This is a genomic window from Streptomyces sp. NBC_00582 (assembly GCF_036345155.1).
GTDB lineage: Bacteria > Actinomycetota > Actinomycetes > Streptomycetales > Streptomycetaceae > Streptomyces.
The window spans coordinates 836,859-863,317 of the sequence record NZ_CP107772.1 but is presented as its reverse complement, the minus strand read 5'-3'; the positions used below and the strand labels follow the sequence as shown (position 1 = coordinate 863,317).

Annotated in this window: 2 protein-coding genes; both read left to right on the top strand. The window is 74.5% G+C overall.

The window, feature by feature from the left end; translation table 11 throughout:
• The first annotated feature begins 142 nt into the window (after positions 1 to 142).
• Entirely contained in the window at positions 143 to 12,229 is a 12,087-nt protein-coding gene (locus tag OG852_RS03405; RefSeq protein WP_443064499.1) for an SDR family NAD(P)-dependent oxidoreductase, read from the top strand.
• Positions 12,230 to 12,305: 76 nt separating this feature from the next.
• Positions 12,306 to 26,432, top strand: coding sequence for a type I polyketide synthase (locus tag OG852_RS03400; RefSeq protein WP_330347012.1), 14,127 nt, complete (start codon positions 12,306 to 12,308; stop codon positions 26,430 to 26,432).
• Positions 26,433 to 26,459: the final 27 nt, after the last annotated feature.

Genomic DNA, 26,459 nt, shown 5'->3' with positions numbered 1-26,459 from the left:
GACCGCCCGGGCGCCCCCAGACTTGGCGCGTTCGAGGTGTTCGAGGAGCCATGCCCAGAGCGTGGGTGTCCGAGCCTGAGGAGATACCGGTGTTGTCTACCGATCCGAGCGCAGCGGGCCTGCCACCGCTCTCCGCCATGGTGTGCGACCCGGGTCTGGGGGCCGAGCTGTGAGCGAAGACCGCCTGCGGGACTACCTGAAGCGGGTCACCGCCGACCTGCACCGCACCACCGGCCGCCTGCGCGAGCTGGAGACAAAGGACCGCGAGCCCATCGCGATCGTCTCCATGGCCTGCCGCTACCCGGGCGACGTACGCGGCCCCGAGGACCTGTGGCGACTGGTCGCCGACGGCACCGACGCCATCACGCCCTTCCCGGAGGACCGCGGCTGGGACGTCCCGTCCCTCTACCACCCGGACCCCGAACACCCGGGCACCTGCTACACCCGCGAGGGCGGCTTCCTGCACGACGCCGCGGACTTCGACCCCGACTTCTTCGGCATGTCGCCCCGCGAGGCCCTCGGCACGGACCCGCAGCAGCGCCTGCTGCTGCAGATCTCCTGGGAGGCGCTGGAGCGGGCCGGACTCGACCCCGCCGCCCTTCGGGGCAGCCCCACCGGCGTCTTCGTCGGGGTCATGTACAACGACTACGGTTCCCGCTTCGACGTGCCCCCGCCCGGCCTCGAAGGCTTCATCGGCAACGGCAGCGCGGGCAGCATCGCCTCCGGGCGGGTCGCCTACACCCTGGGCCTGGAGGGCCCGGCCATCACCGTGGACACGGCCTGCTCCTCCTCGCTGGTCGCGCTGCACCTGGCCTGCCGGGCACTGCGGGCCGGCGAGTGCTCGCTGGCGCTGGCGGGCGGCGTCGCCGTGATGTCCACCCCGGTCACCTTCACCGAGTTCAGCCGGCAGCGCGGGCTCTCCCCCGACGGCCGCTGCAAGTCCTTCGCGGACGGCGCGGACGGCACCGGCTGGGGCGAGGGCGCGGGTCTGCTGCTGCTGGAGCGGCTGTCGGACGCGCGGCGCAACGGGCACCGGGTACTGGCCGTGATCCGGGGCAGCGCCGTCAACCAGGACGGCGCCAGCAGCGGTCTGACGGCGCCGAACGGTCCCTCGCAGCAGCGGGTGATCCGGGCGGCGCTGGCGAGCGCGGGGCTGTCGGCCGCCGACGTGGACGCGGTGGAGGCCCACGGCACCGGCACCACCCTCGGTGACCCGATCGAGGCCCAGGCGCTGCTCGCCACCTACGGCCGCGACCGTGAAAACCCGCTCTGGCTCGGCTCGCTGAAGTCCAACATCGGGCACACCCAGGCCGCGGCCGGGGTCGGCGGCGTGATCAAGATGGTCATGGCCATGCGGCACGGTCTGCTCCCGCGCACGCTGCACGTCGACGCTCCCTCCCGCCACGTCGACTGGTCGGCGGGCCGGATCGACCTGTTGGCCGAGGCCCGGCCGTGGCCGCGGACGGAAGACGACCGGCCGCGCCGCGCGGGCGTCTCCGCCTTCGGCGTCAGCGGCACCAACGCGCACGTGGTGCTGGAGGAGGCCGGGCCGGCCGAGGAATCCGCAGCCGCCCGTCCGGACGCCGACGACGGCGGCGTGGTGCTGTGGCCGCTGTCCGGGCGTGGGGAGGGGGCGCTGCGGGCGCAGGCGGCGAGGCTCCTGGAGGGAGTGGAGGGTTCCGCCGTCGATGTGGGCTGGTCGCTGGCGACTACGCGGTCGGTGTTCGAGGACCGTGCGGTGGTCGTGGGCTCGGATGCGGAGGATCTGCGGGCGGGGCTGGCCGCGTTGGCGTCGGGTGAGACGGACGCGCGGGTGGTGCGGGGTACGGCGCTGAGGGGGCGCACCGCGTTCCTGTTTGCCGGGCAGGGTTCCCAACGCCTGGGCATGGGACGGGAGTTGTACGAGACGTACACCGTCTTCGCGGAGACCTTCGACGCGGTGGACGCGGAACTGCCCTTCGATCTGCGGGAGGTGGTGTTCGGTGAGGACGCCGACCGGCTGAACCGGACGGAGTTCGCGCAGCCCGCGCTGTTCGCCCTCGAAGTGGCCCTGTTCCGGCTGCTGGAGTCCTGGGGCGTACGGCCGGACGTCCTCGCCGGGCATTCGATCGGTGAGATCGCCGCCGCCCATGTGGCGGGGGTGTGGTCGTTGGCCGACGCGTGCCGTCTGGTCGTGGCGCGCGGCCGGCTGATGCAGGCCCTGCCCGAGGGCGGGGCGATGATCGCCGTCCAGGCCTCCGAGGAGGAAGTCCTCCCCCTCCTGAACGACGCGGTGGGCGTCGCCGCGGTCAACGGCCCGCAAGCCGTCGTGCTCGCGGGTGCCCGCGAAGCCGTGGAGGAGGTGGCCGCGCGGTTCCGCGCCCAGGACCGCAGGACCACGGCCCTCCGCGTCAGCCACGCCTTCCACTCGCCGCTGATGGAACCGATGCTCGCGGCCTTCCGCGAGGTCGCGGAAAGCCTGACCTACGGGCGTCCGAACCTGCCCGTCGTCTCCACGGTCACCGGAGAGGCCGCGAGCGCCGAGGAACTGATGTCCCCGGAGCACTGGGTCCAGCACGTCCGCCGCACCGTCCGGTACGCCGACGCCGTGCGCGCCCTCGCCCGGAGCAAGGCCACGCGGTTCGTCGAACTCGGTCCGGACGCCACGCTCACCGCGCTCGCCCGCACCCTGCTCGACGACGACCGGCGCGTCCTCGCGCCCAGCCTGCGCAAGGAAGCGCCGGAGGCGGCGACGCTGCTCCACGCCGTCGCCGCGCTGCACGCGCACGGACACAGCCCCGACTGGTCCGCGCTGTTCCCCGGCGGCAGGACGGTCGAGCTGCCCACCTACGCCTTCCAGCAGCGACGCCTCTGGCTCGATCCGGCGCCCGGCACGGGCCGGCGCCCCGGCGGCCATCCGCTGCTCGGGGCCGCGGTGACCCTGGCGGACTCCTCCTCCGTGCTGTCCACCACCGTGCTCTCCACCCGTACGCACCCCTGGCTGGCCGACCACACCGCGGCGGGCGCCACCGTGCTGCCCACGGCCGCGTACGTCGACTTCGCCCTGCATCTCGGCGGACTCGTCGGGTGCCACCACGTCGTCGAGCTCGACCAGGAGCGCACGCTGGTCCTGGACGGCCACCGGCCCGTGGAGATCCAGGTCGTCCTCGACGGCCCGGACGAGCACGGCGTCAGGGCGTTCACCTGCCACTCCCGGCCCGCCCCGGTCGCCGTCGGCCGGACCGAGGAGGACGCGAGCGCGCCCGACCGGCCCTGGACCCGTAACGCCCGCGGTGTCCTCGCGCCGGCCGGCGCCACCCCGGAGCCGCCCGAGCAGGACGTACGGGACGCGCCGGCCGGCGCCTGGCCGCCGCCCGGTGCCCACGCCCTGGACCCCGACGAGGTCGAGGAGATCTACGAGGCCGCGCGGGCCCGCGGCCTGGACCACGGCCCCGCCTTCCGGGGGCTCACCGCCGTGTGGCGGGCCGGCGACGAGACATACGCCGAGGTCGCCGTACCGGAGGAGTTCCGGGCGGACGCCCTGCGGGTCGCGCTGCATCCGGCGCTGCTCGACGCGGCCCTGCACGCGGCCGCCGCGCTCGGCCGGCCCGGCGGATTCGCCGTGACATGGCGGGACTGCACACTGCACGCGGGCCGTGCCGAGGCGCTGCGGGTCAGGCTCCGGCCCCGCTCCGACGGCGCCCTGCGGCTGGACCTCGCCGACGAGTCCGGCACCCCGGTCGCCACCGTCGGCGCGGTCACCCTCACCCCCGTGGACGAACTGCCCCTGAACGGCCCCGCTCCCGCCGGTGACGATCTCTTCGTCGTCGACTGGACCGCCCTGCCCCCGGCCGCCGCGCCCGCGCACCGGCCCACGGTGGCCGTCGTGGGTGACGGACCGGCCCCGGCGGACGCCGAACGCCACCCGGACCCGGACGCCTTCTTCACCGCGCTGGCCGCCCCGGGCGCGTCCGTGCCCGACCTGGTCCTCGTGCCCTGGCGGGGAGGTGACGCGCAACTGCCCGCCGCGGTGCACGAGTCGGCCGCCGCGGCCCTGGACCTGCTCCAGCGCTGGCAGGCCGAGGCACGCACGGCGGGCTCCCGGCTGGTCCTGCTCACCCGGAACGCGGTGGCCGTCCGGCCCGGTGAGCCGGTCACCGATCTCGCCGCGGCCGCCGTACGCGGACTGGTGCGCTCGGCACAGTCGGAGAACCCGGGCTCCTTCCTCCTCGTGGACACCGACTCCAGCACCGACACCGACACTGACACGGCCACCGACTCCGGCACGGTCACCGACTCCGGCACGGTCACCGAGACCAGCAGGGTTACAGACTCCGGCACGGCAACCGAGACCGGCACGGTCACCGACCCCGGCACGGTCACCGAGACCGGCAGGGTCCCCGACTCCGGCACGGCAACCGAGACCGGCGCCCACACGGACCCGGGCAGCGGCCTCGACACCGGCCCCGGCGCCCGCACGGAAACCGGCACCGACCCGGAGGCGCTCCTCGCCGCCATCTGCGAGGCCGCGCACCACGGCGAGACGGAGATCGCCCTGCGGTCGGGCCGTGTCCACGCCGCCCGTCTCACCCGGCACCACCCGGACGGCTCGACGCGACCGCTCCTCGACCCGGAGCGGACCGTCCTGATCACCGGCGCGGGCGGCACCGTCGCCGCGGCCGTCGCCCGGCACCTGGTCACCGCGCACGGAGCACGGCATCTGCTCCTCACCAGCCGCCGGGGCCCCGAGGCACCCGGAACCGAGGAACTGCGCGCCGACCTCGAACAGGCCGGTGCCGAGGTGACCGTGGCCGCCTGCGACGTGGCCGACCCCGCCGCGCTCGCGGCGCTCCTGGACGCCGTACCCGAACCGCACCCCCTCGGCGCCGTCTTCCACGCCGCCGGGGTGATCGACGACGGGGTGATCCCCGCGCTGACCCCGGACCGCCTGTCGGCCGTGCTGCGGCCCAAGGCCGACGCCGCCGTGCACCTGGAGCGGCTGACCCGGGACCTGGATCTGACGGCGTTCGTGCTCTTCTCGTCCGCCGCCGCCACCTTCGGCGGCCCCGGCCAGGGCAACTACGCCGCCGCCAACGCCTTCCTGGAGGCGCTGGCCGCCACCCTGCGGGCGCAGGGACGGCCCGCGCTCGCCCTCGGCTGGGGCCTGTGGGCCGAGGAGAGCGGCATGACGGCCGGGCTCGGCGACGCCGACCGCACCCGGATGGCCCGTGCGGGCATCGCGCCGCTGCCCACCGCCGACGCCCTGCGCCTGCTCGACCTCGCGCCGGCCCAGGACCGCCCTGTGCTCCTGCCGGTCCGGCTGGACCTGGCCACCGCGCGGGCCGCCGCCACCCCCGCCCCCGCCCTGCTGCGCGACCCGGCCGCCGCCGCGCGCCGTACAGCGGGACCCGCCAGGTCGGGCGGACGACTGGCCCGTACCCTCGCCGCGCTGCCCGCCACCGAGCGCCCCGCCGCCGTCCTCCGGCTCCTCCAGACGGAGATCGCCGCCGTGCTGGGCCACGCCGCGGACGCCCCCGCCGCCGACCCGGAACGCGCCTTCCGCGACCTCGGTTTCGACTCCCTGACCGCCGTCGACCTGCGCAACGCGCTGCAACGCCGCACCGGCCTGCGGCTCGCGCCCAGCGTCGCCTTCGACCACCCCACCCCGGCCGCCCTCGCCGCCCACCTGCTGCGCTCGCTGCCCGCCGGTGAGGGTTCCGCCCGGGCGGTCGCCACACCCCGGGCCGCGCACGCCGGCACGGACGAACCCGTCGCCGTCGTCGGCATGGCCTGCCGGCTCCCCGGTGGCGCCGACACCCCCGAACGGCTGTGGGACCTGCTCTCCTCCGGCGGCGACGGTCTGACCGGATTCCCCGAGGACCGCGGCTGGGACCTCACCTCGCTGTACCACCCCGACCCCGACCACGAGGGCACCAGCTACACCCGTACCGGCGGCTTCCTGTCCGGCGTCGACCGGTTCGACCCCGCCTTCTTCGGCATCTCGCCGCGCGAGGCCCTGGCCATGGACCCGCAGCAGCGGCTGCTCCTGGAGGTGTGCTGGGAGGCCGTGGAGCGCGCCGGCGTCGACCCGAGGACCCTGCGCGGCACCCGCACGGGCGTCTTCGCCGGCACCAACGGGCAGGACTACACGGCCCTGCTGCGCACGACCACGGACGACGTCGACGGCTACCTCGGCACCGGCAACGCCGCCAGCGTCGTCTCCGGCCGCATCTCCTACACCCTCGGCCTGGAGGGCCCCGCCGTCACCGTCGACACCGCCTGCTCCTCCTCCCTCGTCGCCCTGCACTGGGCGGCACGGGCGCTGCGCGCCGGGGAGTGCGACCTGGCGCTCGCGGGCGGCGTCACCGTGATGTCGACCCCCGCCGCGTTCCTGGAGTTCAGCCGCCAGCGCGGTCTCGCTCCGGACGGCCGCTGCAAGGCCTACGGGGACGGCGCGGACGGCACCGGCTGGGGCGAGGGCGCGGGGATGCTGCTGGTGGAGCGACTGTCCGACGCCCGGCGCAACGGACACCGGGTGCTCGCCGTGCTGCGTGGCAGCGCCGTCAACTCCGACGGCGCCAGCAACGGGCTGACCGCCCCCAACGGCCCCTCGCAGGAACGGGTGATCCGGGCCGCGCTGGCCGACGCCGGGCTCGCCCCGGCCGACGTCGACGCCGTCGAGGGACACGGCACCGGCACCGTCCTCGGCGACCCCATCGAGGCACAGGCACTCCTCGCCACCTACGGCCAGGACCGCGAACGGCCCCTGTGGCTCGGCTCGGTGAAGTCCAACCTCGGACACACCCAGGCCGCCGCCGGAGTCGCCGGCGTCATCAAGACCGTGCTGGCGCTGCACCACGGCGAACTGCCCCGCACCCTGAACGCCGACCGGCCCTCCAGCCGGGTCGACTGGACCTCCGGCGCCGTACGCCTGCTGACGGAGACCCGGCCGTGGCAGCGCGAGGAGGGCCGCCCCCGGCGCGCGGGCGTCTCCTCGTTCGGCTTCAGCGGAACCAACGCCCACGTCATCCTGGAAGAGGCCCCGCCCGCCCCCGAGCCGGCCCCGCCCGCCGCGAGGCGGCCCGTCACCCACCAGACGACCGCCTGGCCGCTGTCCGCGCGCACTCCTGAGGCGCTGCGCGCACAGGCGGAGAACCTGCTCGACCACGCCCTGCGGCACCCCGAGCTGTCCGCCGCCGACCTCGGCCACTCCCTGGCCACCACCCGACCCGTCTTCGAACACCGCGCCGTGCTCCTCGGCACCGCACGCGACGACCTGCTCGCCGGCCTGACCGGGCTCGCCTCCGGCGCCACCCCGCCCGACGGCACCGGGAGCGCCGCCCGCGACGGGCGCACCGCCTTCCTTTTCACCGGCCAGGGCGCCCAACGCCCCGGCATGGGAGGCGACTTGTACGCCGCCTTCCCGGTCTTCGCGGACGCCTTCGACGAGGTCTGCGCCCACTTCGGCGCCGATGTCCTCGGCACCCCGCTGCGCGAGGCCGTCCTCGGGGACGCCGGAGCGCTGCTGGACCGCACCGGGTACGCGCAGCCGGCCCTGTTCGCCCTCGAAGTCGCCCTGTACCGACTCGTCCGCAGCCTCGGCGTGACCCCCGACCACCTGTTGGGCCACTCCATCGGCTCCCTGGCCGCCGCGCACGCCGCCGGAGTCCTCTCCCTCACCGACGCATGCACCCTGGTCGCGGCCCGCGGCCGGCTGATGGACGCCCTCCCCGCCGGCGGCGCCATGGTCGCCCTCCAGGCCACCGAGGACGAGGTCCTGCCCCTGCTGGACGGCCGCGAGCACCAGGTGGGCCTGGCCGCGGTCAACGGCCCCCGCTCCGTGGTGATCTCCGGCGAGGAGACCGCCGTGGCGGAGGTGGCCGCCCGCATCGAGGAAGGGGGCCGGCGCACCAAACGGCTGCGCGTCAGCCACGCCTTCCACTCGCCGCTGATGGAGCCCATGCTCCGGGAGTTCCGCGAGGTCGCCGCCACACTGGAGTACCACGAGCCGCTCGTGCCCGTGGTCTCCGACGTCACCGGCCGGCCGGCCGCCCCCGGCGAACTCGCCTCGCCCGACCACTGGGTCCGGCATGTGCGCCGCGCCGTCCGCTTCCACGACGGCGTACGCGCCCTCCACGACGCCGGGGTCCGCCGCTACCTGGAGATCGGCCCCGACGGCACACTGACCGCGCTCGTCGCCGACGCCGTCACCGACCCGGCCGGCACCGCCGCCCTCGCCCTGCTGCGCCCCGGCCGCGACGAGACGGACAGCCTGCTCGCCGGACTCGCGCGCGCCCACGCCCACGGCGCCGACGTCGACTGGAGCGCCGCCACCAACGGCTCCGGCCGGATCGTCGACCTGCCCACCTACGCCTTCCAACGCGAGCGCTACTGGCCCTCCACGGGCGGCCGGAACACGGGAGACCTGGCCGCGGCGGGCCTCGCCGACGCCGGACACCCGCTGCTCGGCGCCCGCGTCGACCTCGCCGACGCCGACGGCCACGTCTTCACCAGCCGCCTCTCCACGACCGACCAGCCGTGGCTCGCCGACCACGCCGTCGGCGGCACCACCATCCTGCCCGGCACCGCCCACCTCGACCTGGCGCTGCTCGCCGCGGACCGCGTGGGCTGCGACCGGGTGACCGAACTGACCCTGGTCGAACCGCTGGTGCTGACCGCCGGGCAGGCCGTGACCCTGCAACTGCGCGTCGGCGCCCCCGATCCGGACGGCAACCGCCGTCTCGGCGTGCACTCCCGGCCCGTCGACGCCACCCCCGAGCGGCCCTGGAGCCTGCACGCCGACGGCATCCTCGCCCCCGGCGCCCTCCCGGAACCCGACGGCGCACCGCTCGCGGCCTGGCCGCCGGCGGACGCCGAGGAACTGGCCGTGGACGACACCTACGACCGCCTCGCCGCCGCGGGATTCGACTACGGGCCCGTGTTCCGGGGGCTGCGCGCCGCCTGGCGGCTCGACGGCGACGTGTACGCCGAGATCGCCCTGCCCGAGCAGGCGCACACCGACGCCCCCCACTACGGTCTGCACCCCGCGCTGCTCGACGCGGCCCTGCACGCCACCGCCTTCCTGCCGCTGGACGACTCCGCGGCCGGCCGGCTGCCGTTCTCCTGGCGGGACGTGAGTCTGCACGCCACCGGCGCCACCGCCGTACGCGTCCGGCTCGCCCTGCGCGGCGAGGACACCGTCGCCCTCGACGTGGCCGACACCACCGGGCGGCCCGTCGCCTCCATCGGGTCCCTCACCCTGCGCGAGATCGACCCCGAACGGCTGCGCGCACGCCCCGACCGGGGCGCCGGCGACCTGTTCCGCCTCGACTGGCAGCCGCGGCCCGCCACCGGCGACCGGCCGGCCCCGGACCGGCTCACCGTCCTCGGCGACGACGCCGGCCGGGAGTTCGCCGCCCTGCTCACCGCCGCCGGAGTCGCCGCCGACGTCACCGAGGCCGCCGACCTCACCGCCCTGGCGGCCGCCGACGGCGCGCCCGGCACCGTACTCGCCGTCCTGCCCCACGACGACGGCCCGCTGGACCGGGCGGGACACGCGGCGGCACAGCACGCCCTCGCCCTCGTAGGGCGGTTGCAGGCCGAGCGACGGCTGGACGCGACCCGGCTGGTGCTGGTGACCCGTGAGGCGCTCATGCCGGACGGGCCCGCCGGCCCCGGCGTACGCCACCCGGCCGCCGCGGCGGCCTGGGGCCTGGTCCGCTCGGCCCAGTCCGAGCACCCCGGCCGGTTCGTCCTCGTCGACACCGACACCGCGGCCGCCTCACTGGCCGCCCTGCCCGCCGCGCTCGGCCACGCCGACCCCCAACTCGCCCTGCGCGAGGGCTCCGTGCACGTCCCGCGGATCGCCCGCACCGACCCGGCCGACGCCCTGCACCCCCCGCACACCGGATCCACCACGGCCTGGCGGCTGGACATGGTCCGCAAGGGCACCCTGGACGGCCTCGAACTCGTCGCCGCACCGGACGCCGAACGCCCCCTCGCCGACGGCGAGATACGGATCGCCGTCCGCGCCGCCGGAGTCAACTTCCGCGACGTGCTCAACGCCCTCGGCATGTACCCCGGCCCGGCCCGCGACTTCGGTCTGGAGGGAGCCGGAGTGATCACCGAGGTCGGCTCCGGGGTGACCGGCCTCGCCGTCGGCGACCGCGTCATGGGCATGTTCCCCGCCGCCTACGGGCCCGTGGCGGTGGCCGACGCCCGCACCGTCGCCCGGATCCCGGACGGCTGGACGTTCGCCCAGGCGGCGACCGTGCCCATCGTCTTCCTCACCGCCTACTACGCCCTCGTCGACCTCGGCAAAGTGAGCGAGGGCCACACCGTCCTCGTGCACGCGGCGGCCGGCGGCGTCGGCATGGCCGCCACCCAGCTCGCCCGTCACCTCGGCGCCGAGGTGTACGCCACCGCGAGCCCCGGAAAATGGGACGCCCTGCGCGCCGCCGGACTGGACGACCCGCACATCGCCTCCTCCCGCGACCTGTCCTTCGAGGCCGCCTTCCGCGCCGCGACCGGCGACCGCGGCGTCGACCTCGTCCTGGACTCCCTGGCCGGCGAGTTCGTCGACGCCTCCCTGCGGTTGCTGCCCCCCGGCGGAACCTTCCTGGAGATGGGCAAGACGGACGTCCGCGACCCCGACGTCGTCGCCGCCCGCCATCCCGGCGTCCACTACCGGGCGTTCGACCTCATCGAGGCCGGACCCGACCGCATCGGCGAGATGCTCACGGCACTCGTCGACCTGTTCGAGACCGGGGTGCTGACCCCGCTGCCCGTCACCCCGTGGGACGTACGCCGCGCGCCGCAGGCCTTCCGCCACATGTCACAGGCCCGCCACATCGGCAAGGTCGTCCTCACCGTCCCCGCACCGCTCGACCCGAACGGCACCGTCCTCATCACCGGCGGCACGGGCGGCCTGGGAGCCCTGCTCGCCCGCCACCTGGTCACCGAGCACGGCGTACGTCACCTGCTGCTCGCCTCACGCCGCGGACCCGACGCCCCCGAGGCCGCACCCCTCGTCACCGAACTCGAGGAGCTGGGCGCCGAGGTGCGCGTCCGGGCCGCGGACGTCGCCGACCGCGACCAGGTCCGCGCACTCCTCGCCTCCGTACCCGACGGGCATCCGCTGACCGCCGTCGTCCACGCCGCCGGCGTCCTCGACGACACGGTCGTGGACCACCTCACCCCCGAACGCCTGGCCGCCGTACTGCGCCCCAAGCTGGACGCCGCCGCCCACCTCCACGACCTCACCCGCCCCCTGGACCTGGCCGCGTTCGTCCTGTTCTCCTCGGTCGCCGGCACCCTGGGCGCCCCCGGCCAGGCCAACTACGCCGCGGCGAACGCCTTCCTCGACGCCCTCGCCGAGCACCGGCACGCGCTCGGCCTGCCCGCACTGTCCCTGCCCTGGGGACCCTGGTCCCAGGCCACCGGCATGACCAGCGGCCTCGGTGACGCCGACCTGCGCCGCATGGAACGCGCCGGACTGCCGGCCCTCACCCCCAAGGAGGGGCTGGCCCTCTTCACCGAGGCCCTGGACCAGCCGGCGGCGGTCCGGCTGCCGATGTCGGTGGACGCGACCCGGCTCGGGGCCGAGGGCCCGGTACCGCCCCTGCTGGCCGGCCTGGCCCGCACGCGCCGCGCCGTCGCCGAGCGCACCCTCGCGGGCCGGCCCGGCGACAGCGGGGACCTCGCCGCCGAACTGACCGGGCTCGGCGCGGCCGACCGGCACCGCAGGCTGGCCGAGGAGGTCTGCCGCCAGGTCGCCGCCGTCCTGGGACACGCCTCCGCCGCCCGCGTCGACCCGGACCAGTCCTTCAAGGAACTCGGCTTCGACTCGCTCACCGCCGTCGAGCTGCGCAACCGGATGAACGCCGCCACCGGAGTCCTGCTGCCCGCCACCCTGGTCTTCGACTACCCCACGCCCGCCGCGCTCGCCGACCATCTCGGCCGGGAGCACTTCGCGGCCGGAACGGACGACGGCCCGGCCGCGCCGGGCACCGCCATCCCCGGCCCGGGCGAACCCGACGAGGCGGCCATCCGCAGGCTGCTGACGTCCATCCCGATCACCAGGTTCCGCGAGTCGGGGCTGCTGGACGCGCTGATGGACCTCGCGTCCGCCCCCGCCTCCGCCGGCCGCCCCGGTCAGGAGCCTCCGGCCCCGGCCGACGGCACCGACGCGGACGTCGACGCCATGGACGTCGACGACCTCGTCCGGATGGCCCTGGGCGCCGACGACTGAGCGTGTGCCCCCGTCCGATCCCCGCCAGCCCGTCTGGCCCCCTGTCTGCCTCGAAGCGCGAAGTGTGGAGCTGAGCATGTCCTCCGAAAAAGTCGTCGAAGCCCTCCGTGCCTCGCTCCGGGAGAACGAACGGCTGCGCAAGCACAACCAGCGGTTGCAGGAGGCGATGACCGAGCCGGTCGCCATCGTCGCCATGGCCTGCCGCTGGCCGGGCGGAGCCGACACACCCGAGGACTTCTGGCGTCTGCTCGCGGACGGCACCGACGCCATGACGGGCTTCCCCACCGACCGCGGCTGGGACCTCGACGCCCTGTTCGGACAGGAGACGACCGGTCGCGGCAGCGCGGCCGTCCAGGGCGGCTTCGTCCACGGCGCCGACCGCTTCGACGCCGACTTCTTCGGCATCTCGCCCCGCGAGGCCCTCGCCATGGACCCGCAGCAGCGACTGCTGCTCGAGGTCGCCTGGGAGACCGTGGAACGCGCGGGCATCGCCCCCGCCGCCCTGCGCGGCAGCAGCACCGGTGTCTTCGTCGGTTGCAGCAACCAGGAGTACGGCTCCGTGCTGCGCGACGTCCCCGACGGCGTCGAGGGCCACATCCTCACCGGCAACACCGGCAGCGTCGTCTCCGGGCGCGTCGCCTACACCCTGGGCCTGGAGGGCCCGGCCATCACGGTGGACACGGCCTGCTCCTCCTCCCTGGTCGCGCTGCACCTGGCCGCCCACGCCCTGCGGGCCGGCGAGTGCTCCCTGGCGCTGGCGGGCGGCGTCGCCGTGATGTCCACTCCCGGCGCCTTCGTCGAGTTCAGCCGCCAGGGCGGCATGGCCACCGACGGCCGCTGCAAGCCCTTCGCCGACGCGGCGGACGGCACCGGCTGGGGCGAGGGCGCGGGTCTGCTGCTGCTGGAGCGGCTGTCGGACGCGCGGCGCAACGGGCACCGGGTACTGGCCGTGATCCGGGGCAGCGCCGTCAACCAGGACGGCGCCTCCAACGGTCTGACGGCGCCGAACGGTCCCTCGCAGCAGCGGGTGATCCGGGCGGCGCTGGCGAGCGCGGGGCTGTCGGCCGCCGACGTGGACGCGGTGGAGGCCCATGGCACCGGAACCACCCTCGGTGACCCGATCGAGGCCCAGGCGCTGCTCGCCACCTACGGCCAGAACCGTGAACGACCCCTGTGGCTGGGCTCGGTGAAGTCGAACATCGGGCACACCCAGGCCGCCGCGGGGGTGGCGGGCGTCATGAAGATGGTGCTGGCGATGCAGCACGGCCTGCTGCCGAGCACCCTGCACGTCGACGCGCCGTCCACGCACGTCGACTGGGCGGCGGGCGACGTGAGCCTCCTGGAGGAACCGCGCGACTGGCCCCACGCCGAGGACCGCCCGCGCCGGGCCGGCGTGTCGTCCTTCGGTATCTCCGGCACCAACGCGCATGTGGTGCTGGAGGAGGCGGGGCCGGTCGAGGAGCCCACACGGTCCGGTGAGGGTGCCGGTGGCGGGCTGTCGGTGTGGCCGGTGTCCGGGCGTGGGGAGCGGGCGTTGCGGGCGCAGGCGGCGAGGCTCCTGGAGGGAGTGGAGGGTTCCGCCGTCGATGTGGGCTGGTCGCTGGCGGTGACACGGTCGGTGTTCGAGGACCGTGCGGTGGTCGTGGGCTCGGATGCGGAGGATCTGCGGGCGGGGCTGGCCGCGTTGGCGTCGGGTGAGACGGACGCGCGGGTGGTGCGGGGTACGGCGCTGAGGGGGCGCACCGCGTTCCTGTTCGCCGGGCAGGGTTCCCAACGCCTCGGCATGGGACGGGAGTTGTACGAGACGTACACCGTCTTCGCGGAGACCTTCGACGCGGTGGACGCGGAACTGCCCTTCGATCTGCGGGAGGTGGTGTTCGGTGAGGACGCCGACCGGCTGAACCGGACGGAGTTCGCGCAGCCCGCGCTGTTCGCCCTCGAAGTGGCCCTGTTCCGGCTGCTGGAGTCCTGGGGCGTACGGCCGGACGTCCTCGCCGGGCATTCGATCGGTGAGATCGCCGCCGCCCATGTGGCGGGGGTGTGGTCGTTGGCCGACGCGTGCCGTCTGGTCGTGGCGCGCGGCCGGCTGATGCAGGCCCTGCCCGAGGGCGGGGCGATGATCGCCCTCGAGGCGTCCGAGGAGGAGGTGCTGCCCCTGCTCGGTGCCCAGGTGGGCCTCGCCGCGGTCAACGGCCCGCGTTCCGTGGTGATCGCCGGTGACGGCGGCGCGGTGGAGGAGGTGGCCGCCTCCTTCCGGACCGAGGGCCGCAAGACGACCGCCCTGCGGGTGAGCCACGCCTTCCACTCCCCGCTGATGGAACCGATGCTGGCCGAGTTCCGTACGGTGGCCGAAAGGCTGTCGTACGCGCGTCCGACCCTGCCCGTCGTCTCCACGGTCACCGGAGAGGCCGCGAGCGCCGAGGAACTGATGTCCCCGGAGCACTGGGTCCAGCACGTCCGCCGCACCGTCCGGTACGCCGACGCCCTCCACACCCTCGCCGACCAGAACGTCACCCGCACCGTCGAACTCGGTCCGGACGGCACCCTCTCCGCCCTCGCCCTGGCGCTGCTGCCCTCCACGACCGGGGAACCGGACGGAGCGACGCCACCGCACATGGTGGTGCCCGCACTGCGCAAGGACGGGCCGGAGCCGGCCGGCCTGCTCGCTGCGGTCGGCACCCTGCACGCGCACGGACACAGCCCGGACTGGTCCGCGCTGTTCCCCGCGGCGCGCCCTGTCGAGCTGCCCACCTACGCCTTCCAGCGCACCCGGTACTGGCCGGCCGAGGCCCCCTCCGACCAGCAGGGCGGACCGGCGCAGCCCGTCGACTCCGCTTTCTGGGCCGCCGTCCGCAAGGGTGACGTCCGCGACCTCGCCGAGCGGCTGGCGCTCGACCCGGACGTCCTGGCACCCGTACTCCCCGCCCTCACGTCCTGGCACCACGACAGCATGCGGCGCGCCGCCGCCGAGTTCTGGCAGCACCGGGAGAACTGGACACCCCTGCCGTCTCCCACGGCTACCCCGACCGGTGTCTGGCTGGTGCCCTTCTGCGCCGACGACCCGGACGCCGCCGCGACGGCCGAGGCCCTGGCCGAGGCGTTCACCGCCGCCGGAGCGGACGCGAGCCCCTTCGCCGTGGCCGCCGACGCGGACCGCACCCGGATCGCGGAGGCCCTCACCGAGGCCGCGGCACACCGCGACGGACCGCTCCAGCTGCTGTCGGTGCTCGCCCTCACCGAAACACCCCACACCGTCCACGCCGACGTACCTCTGGGACTGCACCTCAACACCCTGCTGGTGCAGGCGCTCGCCGGGAGCGGCACCACCGCACGGCTGTGGGCCGCCACCCGGTCGGCGGTGTCCGTCGGCGCCACCGACCTGCTGACCCGGCCGGTGCAGGCCACCACCTGGGGTCTCGGCCGGACCGCGGCCGTCGAGCACTCGGACCTGTGGGCCGGCCTCGTCGACCTGCCGCAGCGACCGGACCGGCGGGCACTCGCCCGGCTCGTCGCGTCCCTCGCGGAGCCGGGCGACGACAACGAGCTCGCGGTACGCGACGCGGCGGTCTTCACCCGCAGGCTGACGCGTGTCACCCGGGACGGCGACGAGACCCGTCCCGCACCGCGGTTCACCGGAACCACGCTCATCACCGGCGGCACCGGGATCATCGGCGCCCATGTGGCACGCCACCTGGCCCGGGAGGGCGCCGAGCATCTCCTGCTCGTCGGTCGCCGCGGCCCGTCGGCACCCGGTGCCGACGAACTGCGGCAGGAACTGGAGCAGTCGGGCACCCGGGTCACGATCGCCGCCTGCGACCCCGCCGACCGGGCCGCGCTGCACGAACTGCTCGCCACCGTCCCGGCCGACCGGCCGCTGACCGCGGTGCTGCACATCGCGGGCGTCCTCGACGACGCACCGCTCACCGCGATGGACCCCGAGCGTTACGCCACCGTCCTGCGCGCCAAGCTGCGCGCGGCGGCCAACCTCGACGAGGCCACCCGCAACCTCGACACCCCCCTCACCGCCTTCGTGCTCTTCTCGTCCATCGCCGGTGCGCTCGGCTCGGCGGGACAGGCCGGGTACGCGGCCGGCAACGCCTACCTCGACGCCCTGGCCCGACAGCGCCGCGCCGCGGGACTCGCGGCCACCTCCGTCGCCTGGGGCCCCTGGGCGGGCGGCGGCATGGCCGACGACCCCGCCGTACTGACCCGGTTGCGGCGCGGCGGCCTCACCCCCATGGAGGTCGAACCCGCGCTCACCGCCCTCGGCAGCCTCCTCGCCCACGACGACACCTGGGCGCTGGTCTGCGACATCGACTGGGCCAGGATCGCCACCGGACGCCGGGGACTGCCGGGCGGCGCCCTGCTGAGCCGTATCCCGGAGGCCGTCCAAGCCATGACGGCCGCCCAGGACGCCACCACCGGACACGGCGGCGGCCTGCGCGCGGAACTCGCCCCGCTGGGAGCCGCCGAGCGCCGCCGGCTGCTGCTGAAGCTGGTGCGGCGCAGCGCGGCCACCGCCCTCGGCCATCCGACTGCGGAGAGCATCCAGCCGGCCCGTGCCTTCCAGGACTGCGGCTTCGACTCGCTCACCGCCGTCGAACTGCGCAACCTCCTGGCCACCGCCACCGGCCTCACCCTGCCGACGACCCTGGCCTTCGACCACCCGACGCCCCTCGCCCTCGCCGATCACCTGATGAGCGCGCTCGACGACGGCACCCTGCCGTCCGCTCACCACGCGCCCGGCGCGGTCCCGGTCCCGGCGGGCGCCGGCCGCGACGACGAACCGATCGCGATCGTCGCCATGGCCTGCCGGCTCCCCGGCCGCATCACCTCGCCCGAGGACCTGTGGGACCTCCTGGTACGGGGCGGTGACGCCATCGGCTCCTTCCCGGCCGACCGAGGCTGGGACCTCGACGCGCTGTACGACCCCGACGCGCAGCGCCCCGGCACCAGTTACGTCAACGAGGGCGGCTTCCTGTCCGACGCCGACGCCTTCGACGCCGCCTTCTTCGGCATCTCGCCCCGCGAGGCCGTCGCCATCGACCCCCAGCAACGCCTGCTCCTCGAAGTCTCCTGGGAGACCGTCGAGCGGGCCGGCCTCGACCCGCGCTCGCTGCGCGGCAGCCGCACCGGCCTGTTCGTCGGCTGCGGCCACCAGGGCTACGGCGCGACGCTCACCGAGGTCCCTGACGACGTACGCGGCCATCTGCTCACCGGCAGCGCGGCGAGCCTGGCCTCGGGCCGGGTGTCGTACGCGCTCGGCCTGGAGGGTCCCGCCGTCACCCTGGACACCGCCTGTTCCTCCTCCCTGGTCGCCCTGCACCTGGCGGTGCAGGCGCTTCGGGGCGGCGAGTGCGATCTGGCGCTGGCCGGTGGGGTCACGGTGATGTCCACGCCGGGGGCCTTCGTGGAGTTCTCGCGGCAGCGGGGGCTCGCCGAGGACGGCCGGTGCAAGGCCTTCGCGGAGGCCGCCGACGGCACCGGCTGGTCCGAGGGCGTGGGCATGCTGCTGGTGGAGCGGCTGTCGGACGCGCGGCGCAACGGGCACCGGGTGCTGGCGGTGGTGCGGGGCAGCGCGGTCAACCAGGACGGCGCGTCCAACGGTCTCACCGCCCCCAACGGCCCCTCGCAACAGCGGGTGATCCGGGCCGCCCTGGCGGGCACCGGCCTCACGCCGGCCGACGTCGACGCCGTCGAGGCGCATGGCACGGGTACCACGCTCGGTGATCCGATCGAGGCCCAGGCGCTGATCGCGACGTACGGGCAGGACCGTGAGCGGCCGTTGTGGCTGGGGTCGGTGAAGTCGAACATCGGGCACACGCAGGCCGCCGCGGGTGTGGCGGGTGTGATCAAGATGGTGCTGGCCATGAACCACGGCCTGCTGCCGCGCACGCTGCATGTGGACGCGCCGTCGTCGCATGTGGACTGGTCGGCGGGTGCGGTCGAGCTCCTCACGCAGGAGCGGGAGTGGGCCGGCGAGGAGGGCCGGCCGCGGCGCGCCGCCGTGTCCGCCTTCGGGCTCAGCGGGACCAACGCCCATGTCGTCCTGGAGGAACCCCTCCCCGCCGACGCCCCGGAACCCCCGCCCGCCCCGCGCTCCCCGTCCGCCACCGTGCCCTGGCTGCTCTCCGGCCGCAGCGACGAAGCGCTGCGCGCCCAGGCCGCCCGGCTGGCCGAGCACCTCGACTCCCGCCCCGAACTGACCCCCGTCGCGGTCGCCCACGCGCTCGCCACGTCCCGCACCGCCTTCGAGCACCGCGCCACCGTGGTCGGAGAGGACCGCGACGACCTCGTCACCGCCCTCAAGGCCGTCGGCCGGGGCGAACCCTCGTCCGCCGCGATCGCGGGCACCGCCGACTCCGAGGGAGGCCTCGCCTTCCTCTTCGCGGGACAGGGCTCGCAGCGGCTCGGCATGGGCCGTGAACTGTACGACACGTTCGGGGCCTTCGCGGACGCCTTCGACTCCGTCTGCGCCCACCTGGACAACGAACTCGGGCGACCACTCAAGGAGATCGTCTTCGGCGACGACGAAGAGGTCCTGAACCGCACCGAGTTCACGCAGCCCGCCCTCTTCGCCTTCGAGGTCGCGCTGTTCCGCCTGCTCGAATCGTACGGTGTCCGCCCCGACGTGCTCGCCGGGCACTCCATCGGCGAACTGGCGGCGGCCCATGTCGCCGGAGTGTGGTCCCTGGACGACGCCTGCCGCCTGGTCGCGGCCCGCGGCCGGCTCATGCAGGCCCTGCCCGAGGGCGGCGCCATGGTCGCGCTGCAGGCCACGGAGGAGGAGGTGCTGCCCCTGCTGGCCGGGCGGGAGACCGAGGCCGGCATCGCCGCCGTCAACGGACCGCAGTCCGTCGTCGTCTCCGGCGCGGAGGACTGTGTGTCCCGGATCGCCGCACACTTCCTGGACCTCGGCCGCAGGACCACCGCGTTGCGGGTCAGCCACGCCTTCCACTCACCGCTGATGGAGCCCATGCTGGGGGACTTCCTGCGCGTCGCGGAAAGCCTCACCTACCACCGCCCGCAGATCCCCATCGTCTCCGAGGTCACCGGCACGCTGGCCGACCCCGGCGAACTGTGCGCGGCCGGCTACTGGGCGGCCCACGTCCGGCAGCCCGTACGCTTCGCCGACGACGTACGCCGGCTGCGCGAGCAGGGCGTCACCCGCTACCTCGAACTCGGTGCCGACGGCACCCTCACCGCCCTCGCCCGCACCTGCTTCTCCGACGACCCGGCCGCAGGTCCCGGCCCGCTCCTGGTACCCGCGCTGCGCAAGGACCGCCCCGAGGTCCCCGCTCTGTACGGCGCCCTCGGCCGGCTGTACGTGAATGGCGTCGACGTCGACTGGACCCCGGCGCTGGGGGCCGCTCCGGCCACCCGCGCGGTGGACCTGCCGACCTACGCCTTCCAGCACGAACGCTACTGGCTCGACCACGGCACCGCCGCCGTCCGCACGGCCGAGACGCACGCCCGGACCGCGGCGGACACCGTCGACGACCGCTTCTGGGAAGCCGTCGAGTGCGAGGACGTCGACGCCCTGACACGGACCCTGGGGCTGCCGGCCGAGGAGATCGGCGCGGTCGTCCCGGCGCTGGCCTCCTGGCGCAAGCGACAGCAGCAGGAGACCGCCGTCGAAGCGCTCGCCTACGAGGTGGTGTGGAAGCCCGCCGCCATCGAGCCGGCCACCGTCCCGGCCGCCACCGACGCCCGCTGGCTGTTCCTCCTCCCCGACGCCCGGGACGGCGACGACCCGGCGGTCACCACCCTCGCCACGGCTCTCGGAGGGCCCGACCGGGTCACCATCGTCCCCACGCTCGCCCGCACCGACCGCGCCGCACTCGCCGACCGCCTGCGGGACGCCACGGAGGGCCACCCCGTGGAGGGCGTACTGGCCTTCGCCCAGTTCGCCGGAGCCGACGCCGACGGCCTGCCCCTCGGCCCCTCCGCGGTCGCCACCCTGCTTCAGGCGCTGGGGGATGTGGGTGTGGGTGGCCGGGTGTGGGTGGTGACGTGTGGTGGTGTGTCGGTGGGCCGTTCGGACGGTCCGGTGGATCCGGTGCAGGGTGCGGTGTGGGGTGTGGGCCGGGTGGCGGCTCTGGAGTACCCGGATCGCTGGGGTGGTCTGATCGACCTGCCGGAGGTCCTCGACCGCCGCGCCGTCACCCGCCTGATGGGTGTGCTGTTCGGCGGAGGCACCGAGGACCAGGTGGCTCTTCGGCCCTCTGGAGTCCTCGGCCGTCGGTTGGAGCGGGTGCGTGCCGGTGGCGGGGACGGGGGTTGGTCTCCGCGGGGGACGGTGTTGATCACGGGTGGTACGGGTGCGTTGGGTGCGCGGGTGGCGCGGTGGGTGGCGGTGGAGGGTGCGGGGCATGTGGTGCTGACGAGTCGTCGGGGGTTGGGTGCGCCGGGTGCGGTGGAGTTGCGGGACGAGTTGGTGGGGTTGGGTGTGCGGGTGTCGGTCGTGGAGTGTGATGCGGCTGATCGTGGTGCGTTGGCGGGGGTGTTGGCGGAGTATCCGGTGGATGCGGTGGTGCATACGGCGGGTGTGCTGGACGACGGTGTGATCGATGCGTTGACGCCGGAGCGGTTCGCGACGGTGTTGCGGGCGAAGGCGTTGGGCGCGTTGCACCTGGACGAGCTCACGCGCGACCGCGACCTGGACGCCTTCGTCCTCTTCTCGTCGATCTCCGGCACCCTCGGCACCACCGGTCAGGGCAACTACGCCTCCGCGAACGCCTTCCTCGACACGCTGGCCCAGCGGCGCCGGGCGGCCGGGCTGCCCGCCACCTCCATCGTGTGGGGTCCGTGGGCCGACGGCGGCATGGCCGACGAAGAGGTCGTCCACTGGCGCATGCACCGCGGCGGCATCCTGCCGCTCCAGCCCGCTCTCGGCGTCCTGGCCCTGCACCGGGCCGTCGCCGAGCCCAGGCCCGTCGTCATGGTCGCGGACATCCACTGGTCCGAGTTCGCGCCCTTCTTCACCATCACACGCCCCAGCCCGCTGATCGAGTCGCTTCCGGAGGCGCACGCGGCCGTCGAGAGCGCCGGCGCCGCCTCCGAACGCTTCGGCCGCGGAGACGGCTCCGTACTGCGGGACCAGCTCATCGGGCTCACCCCCGCCGAGCAGGAACGCGTGCTCCTCGAAGTCGTCCGGTTCTGCGCCGCCGGCGTCCTCGGCTATGCCGGCGCGGCCGCCGTGCCGGCCGAGCGTGCCTTCCGGGACCTGGGCGTCGACTCCCTCACCGCGGTCGAACTCCGTGGCACCCTCGCCATGGCGACCGGCATCCCCCTGGCCGCCACGCTGGTGTTCGACTATCCGACACCGGTACTGCTCACGCGTCACCTGCGGGAGCAGCTGTTGGGCGACGCGGCGGAGGCGGAGGCCGTCGCGCCGACTCCGGCGGATGTGGTCTCGGGTGACGATCCGGTGGTGATCGTCGGGATGGCGTGCCGGTTCCCGGGTGGGGTGCGGGATCCGGAGGGTCTGTGGCGGCTGCTGTCCGAGGGCGCCGACGCGGTGGGCCCGTTCCCGGCCGACCGAAGCTGGGACCTCACGGCCCTGTACGACCCCGACGCCGAACGGAGGGGCACGAGCTATGTGGACGTCGGTGCCTTCCTGGAGGGTGTGGGTGGTTTTGACGCGGGGTTCTTCGGGATGAGTCCGCGGGAGGCGTTGGCGACGGATCCGCAGCAGCGGTTGTTGCTGGAGTCGTCGTGGGAGGCGTTGGAGCGGGCGGGGATTGCTCCGGGTGGGTTGCGGGGCAGTCGGACGGGGGTGTTCGCGGGGACGAACGGTCAGGACTACACGGGTCTGCTGCTTGCCTCGGGTGAGGATTTCGAGGGGCATGTGGGCACGGGCAACGCGGCGTCGGTGTTGTCGGGTCGGGTGTCGTATGTGCTGGGGCTGGAGGGTCCTGCGGTGACGGTGGACACGGCGTGTTCGTCGTCGTTGGTGGCGTTGCATCTGGCGGTGCAGGCGTTGCGTTCGGGTGAGTGTGATCTGGCGTTGGCCGGTGGTGTGACGGTGATGTCGACGCCGGGGGCGTTTGTGGAGTTCTCGCGGCAGCGGGGGCTTGCGGTGGACGGGCGGTGCAAGGCGTTCGCGGAGGGTGCGGATGGTACGGGGTGGGGTGAGGGTGTGGGTGTGCTGGTGGTGGAGCGGTTGTCGGACGCGCGGCGCAACGGGCACCGGGTTTTGGCGGTGGTGGCGGGCTCGGCGGTCAACCAGGACGGCGCCAGCAATGGGCTGACGGCGCCGAATGGTCCGTCGCAGCAGCGGGTGATCCGGGCGGCGTTGGCGGCGGGTGGTCTGGCGCCGGGTGATGTCGATGCTGTCGAGGCGCATGGTACGGGTACGGCGCTGGGTGATCCGATCGAGGCGCAGGCGCTGATCGCGACGTATGGGCAGGACCGTGAGCGGCCGTTGTGGCTGGGGTCGGTGAAGTCGAACATCGGGCACACGCAGGCCGCCGCGGGTGTGGCGGGTGTGATCAAGATGGTGCTGGCCATGCAGCACGGTCTGCTGCCGCGCACGCTGCACGTGGATGCGCCGTCGTCGCATGTGGACTGGTCGGCGGGTGCGGTCGAGCTGCTCACGCAGGAGCGGGAGTGGGCCGGCGAGGAGGGCCGGCCGCGGCGCGCCGCCGTGTCCGCCTTCGGCGTGAGCGGCACCAACGCCCACGTCGTGCTCGAACAACCCGTTGGCGGAGAGCCTTCCGCTGCTTCGCGTGGCGAGGCGCCGGTGTCGTCCGTGGTGCCGTGGGTGGTGTCGGCGCGTAGCCGGGCCGCGTTGCGGGAGCAGGCCAGTCGGCTGGTGGAGTTCGTGGCCGGCGTCGGTGCGGTGGATGTCGCGGGGATCGGTGGGTCTTTGGTCCGGTCGCGGTCGGTGTTCGAGCACCGGGCCGTGGTGTGGGGTGCGGATCGTGAGGAGTTGCTCGACGGTCTGGAGGCGGTGGCGGCGGGTGAGTCGGCTGCCGGTGTGGTGACGGGTGAGGTCGGTGAAGGGGGCCGTACGGCTTTCCTGTTCGCCGGGCAGGGCTCCCAACGTCTCGGTATGGGGCGGGAGTTGTATGAGGAGTACCCGGTGTTCGCCGATGCCTTCGACGCCGTGTGCGCCCACCTCGACACCGAACTCCCCCGCCCCTTGCGGGAGGTGGTCTTCGGCGACGAGGACGACGTACTGAACCGTACGGAGTTCGCGCAGCCTGCTCTGTTCGCGCTGGAAGTGGCGCTGTTCCGGCTGCTGGAGTCGTGGGGTGTGCGTCCGGATGTGCTGGCCGGGCATTCGATCGGTGAGATCGCGGCGGCGCATGTGGCGGGGGTGTGGTCGCTGGCGGACGCGTGCCGTCTGGTGGTGGCGCGGGGCCGGCTGATGCAGGCGCTTCCGGCCGGTGGTGCGATGGTGGCGGTGCAGGCGTCCGAGGACGAGGTGCTGCCGCTGCTGAACGACGAGGTGGGTGTGGCTGCGGTCAACGGGCCACGTGCGGTGGTGGTTTCGGGCACTGCCGAGGCCGTCGGTGAGATCGCGGACCACTTCCGTGGTGAGGGGCGCAAGGTCACGGCTCTGCGGGTGAGCCATGCCTTCCACTCGCCGCTGATGGAACCGATGCTCGACGAATTCCGCGCCGTGGCCGAGAGCCTCACCTACGAGCAGCCGCGGATACCGCTCGTCTCCACGGTCAGCGGGGCGACCGCCGCCGAGGAGCTGATGTCCCCGGACTACTGGGTGGAGCACGTCCGTGCGACGGTGCGCTTCGCGGCCGCCGTAAGCACCCTGGACGGGCAGGAAGGCGTCCGACGCTTCCTCGAACTCGGGCCGGACGGCACGCTCACCGCCCTGGCGCAGGCCGTCGCGGACGACGAGAGCGGGATCGACCGTGATCCGCCCGTCTTCGTGACCGCTCTGCGCAAGGACCGGCCCGAGACGAGGTCGGTGCTGTCCGCCCTGGCAGGCGTCTTCGTGTCCGGCGGAACGGTCGACTGGTCGGCGATGCTCGGCGGAGACGGTGTCGGGACCCCCGGACTGCCGACGTACGCGTTCCAGCACCAGCGGTACTGGCCGGAGGTCGTGCGCCGGGAGCCGGTCGTGGGTGGTGGTGAGGTCGATGCGCGGTTCTGGGAGGCGGTCGAGCGGGAGGATCTGGAGGCTCTGGCGGGTGCGCTGGAGTTGGAGGAGGAGGTCGTGGGGGCGGTGCTGCCCGCGCTGACCTCCTGGCGGCGGCAGAGCCAGGAGCAGGCCGAGGCCGACCGCTGCCGATACCAGGTGCGCTGGGCGCCGGTGGCCGGCGTCCCTCGCGACGCGGTGCTGCAGGGGCGTTGGCTGGCAGTCGTACCGGAGGGCTTTGACGCGGACACGTGGGCGGTCTCCGTACAGGAGGCGCTGGGCGCGGCGGGCGCCGACGTCGAGTACTGGACCTGTGACCCGCGCGCGGACCGCGCGCAGCTCGCCGCCCGGCTGAAGGACCTGCCGTCGGTGGCGGGTGTGGTGTCCTTGCTGGCTCTCTCGGGCGAGGTGTCCGGGGACGGTGTGCCGGTGGCGGTGTCGGGTTCGCTGGCGCTGATCCAGGCCCTGGGCGACGCGGGCGTCACGGCTCCGCTGTGGGTGCTGACCCAAGGGGCCGTCATGGTCGGTCGGGCGGATACGGCCGTCGACCCGGTCCGCAGCGCCGTCTGGGGGCTCGGCCGGGTGGCCGCCCTCGAGGCGCCCGGTCGCTGGGGCGGTCTCGTCGACCTCCCGGCCGCCCTCGACGACACCACCGGGAACGCCTTGGTGGCGGTTTTGGCGGGTGTGGGTGTTGAGGATCAGGTGGCGGTGCGTGGGTCGGGTGTGTTCGGTCGTCGGTTGGAGCGGGTGGCTGCCGGGGGGGATGGGGGTTGGTCTCCGCGGGGGACGGTGTTGATCACGGGTGGTACGGGTGTGTTGGGTGCGCGGGTGGCGCGGTGGGTGGTTGCGGAGGGTGCGGGGCATGTGGTGCTGGCCGGTCGGCGGGGGTTGGGTGCGCCGGGTGCGGTGGAGTTGCGGGAGGAGCTGGCGGCGGCGGGTGCGCGGGTGAGTGTGGTGGCGTGTGATGTGTCGGACCGGGCGGCGGTGGAGGGGTTGCTGGCGGAGTATCCGGTGGATGCGGTGGTGCATGCGGCGGGTGCGGTGGTGAATGTGCCGTTGGGGGAGGTGGGTGCGGGGGATCTGGCGGAGGTGTGGTCGGGGAAGGTCGCGGGTGCGGTGCATCTGGATGCGGTGCTGGGGGACCGGGTGCTGGACGCGTTCGTGGTGTTCTCCTCGATTGCGGGTGTGTGGGGCAGTGGGGGGCAGGCGGGGTATGCGGCGGCGAACGCGGCGTTGGACGCGTTGGTGCAGGCGCGTCGGGTGCGGGGGTTGGTGGGGACGTCGGTGGCGTGGGGTCCGTGGGCCGGTGGGGGGATGGCTGCCGGTGGTGAGGTGGTGGAGGCGTTGCGGCGGCGGGGTCTGGTGGCGCTGGATCCGGGGCGTGCGGTGCGGGAGCTGGGGCGTGTGGTGGCCGGTGAGGATCCGGTGGTGGTCGTGGCGGACGTGGAGTGGGAGCGGTTCGCTCCCGCGTACACGAGTGTGCGTCCCAGCGTGTTGCTGGCGGGTCTTCCCGAAGCCCACACCACCCCCACCACCGGCGCGGCCTCCGGACTCCAGGACGGCACACGCGACGCCGGGCTGAGGGAGAAGCTCGGGAGGCTGTCCGCGGACGAGCGAGGGCAGGCACTGCTCGACGCGGTGCGCAGGCGGGCGGCCGAGGTACTGGGCCACGAGGACACCGGCGGTGTCGGATCGGGCCAGGCCTTCCGGGAACTCGGCGTCGACTCGCTGACCGCCGTCGAGCTGCGCAACCGGCTCGCCGCCGACACCGGCCTGAAGCTGCCCAGCACCCTCGTCTTCGACTACCCGACCCCCCGCCATCTGGCGGCCTTCCTCGAAGCCGAGCTGTTCGGCGCCGAGGAAGCGGAATCGGAGACCGTCCTCGCGGCCGAGCTGGACCGGCTGGCCGCCACGATTTCAAGGCTTTCCCCAGATAACAGCGCCAGGACTCTCGCGAAGGCGCGCCTGCGCAGCATGCTGACCGAGCTGGGTGATCAGAGCGAGGGTGATCCCAAAGCCTCCGTCAGCCAGCACCTCGAGGCGGCCTCGGACGACGAGATCTTCGACTTCATCAACCGGGAACTCGGCCGGTCCTGAGCGCCCGCGTCACAGCAGGCCGATCCG

Coding starts and splice junctions, on each gene's coding strand:
- OG852_RS03400 (WP_330347012.1), top strand. CDS start 12,306: ATGTCCTCCGAAAAAGTCGTCGAAGCCCTCCGTGCCTCGCTCCGGGAG.